The organism is Cedecea sp. NFIX57 (genome assembly GCF_900177785.1).
GTDB classification, from domain to species: Bacteria; Pseudomonadota; Gammaproteobacteria; order Enterobacterales; family Enterobacteriaceae; genus Cedecea; species Cedecea neteri_C.
In genome coordinates this window covers 1-1,417 of the sequence record NZ_FXAS01000120.1, presented here as the reverse complement: position 1 = coordinate 1,417, position 1,417 = coordinate 1, and the positions used below count along the sequence as shown (strand labels likewise).

The 1,417-nt window shown below is 50.5% G+C and carries 2 protein-coding genes; both read left to right on the top strand.

The window, feature by feature from the left end:
• Nucleotides 1–209: 209 nt before the first annotated feature.
• Complete coding sequence (locus B9Y90_RS26150) at nt 210–1,073, top strand: transposase (RefSeq protein ID WP_217809004.1); 864 nt, start codon at nt 210–212, stop codon at nt 1,071–1,073.
• 71 nt (nt 1,074–1,144) lie between these two features.
• Nucleotides 1,145–1,417, top strand: a 273-nt coding sequence (locus B9Y90_RS26145; RefSeq protein ID WP_139827524.1) for a hypothetical protein, incomplete at its 3' end; no start/stop codon positions are given.

Here is a 1,417-nt window from a genome sequence, read left to right as displayed (position 1 = left end):
TTGACAGAAATCATACGGCGAACGGGGAAATATCTCCGGTACGCTATGAACAGATGTCTGATAAAAAAGTGTCCTGATTAACTTGACCAGAACAACGCCCAACTGGTAGCGGGTTTTCTCCCTGGATGGAATTTGTCTTCAGTCCTTATGCCAACAGGGATTTGCGTTTGCTCTGCCCGCAGCCATAAAATCCTCATTCTTTGACGGTGATGATGGCAAGAAGCCAGGCAGGGCAGGCTATCCCGGTCCAGTTAACCTTTTTGCAGTTCCAGGAATTTATCTTCCCCCACCAGGTGGCTCCCCGCCGCGGCCCCGCGCCAAAAATCAGCAGTTTTAAGATATTCAACTATATCCTGAGGATACTTTACCTCGGCTGTCAGTGGAAAATGCTTCCCATCGATAAAGGCCCGGATGGTCGCCCTGAAATCCACTATACCCGGGTTTACGCCACCTGGCGGCGCTGGCTGTCCCTCGGTTGTTTTGACGCCATTTTTACTGCCAGCGTCAGCCTGCTGCATCAGTGCGGGATGCTCGATCTCACTGTTATCCACGGGGATGGCACCCCCCCCGCCGCGAAAAAAGGCGGCGATAACATCGGCTTCAGCGGCCACAAAAAAATGAAGGGTGACAAGGTCGTGGCCTTCTGTGACCGCAACTGCAACGTGATTGCGCCTTTCGTTACCGCAGCCGGTAATCTGAACGAATCCCCGCTCTTTCGCGAAGCCCTGCCCCGTCTGACTTCGCTGGCGAAAACCCTGGGGCTCGACCTGCACGGCAGCGTTATCAGTCTGGACGGGGCGTACGACTCCCGGGCTAACCGTAAAGCCATTTTCAACCGGGGGATGACACCGAACATCAACGAAAATCCCCGGGGGCGTAAAACGATAAAGCGTGGGCGTAAGCGGCTGTTTAACCCGCTTATTTTTAAAGAACGGTTCCGCACCATTGAGCGGGTTTTCGCCTGGGAGGATAAATTTCGTCGACTGTTGCTGCGTTTTAAGCGACGAAGCGAAGTGCATTATGCGTTCAAAACACTGGCGTATACGCTGATCAACCTGCGACATTTTTGCTGATCGACTGACGGTTTGAAATCCGTCTTTAAACTGGAAATGGCGCCTGCATCAGGCATTCTCATGTCTGTAAAGTGGCTGAAGTTCGGTATATTATTAGAAAATATCGAAAATCAGCCATTACGCAATGTTTTGATGCCGAGCCAGGTCTTGCAGATCTCGGTTATCGCTTTGACCAAAGAGAAAACCCGCTACCAGTTGCTTTCAATAAAACAAAAGGCTACCTCATCGCTAACTTTGCAACAGTGCCAGTAAAAGCTTTTATCAGGATTAAAACATCCGGAGTGGAAGCATTAATCCTGATAATGACTGGCTTCGTGATGAAAGGGATAATGGGTGGGAAGTAT

What these genes read in the sequence shown, in the direction of transcription:
- B9Y90_RS26150 (WP_217809004.1), top strand. Translation starts at nt 210, where the DNA reads ATGATGGCAAGAAGCCAGGCAGGGCAGGCTATCCCGGTCCAGTTAACC.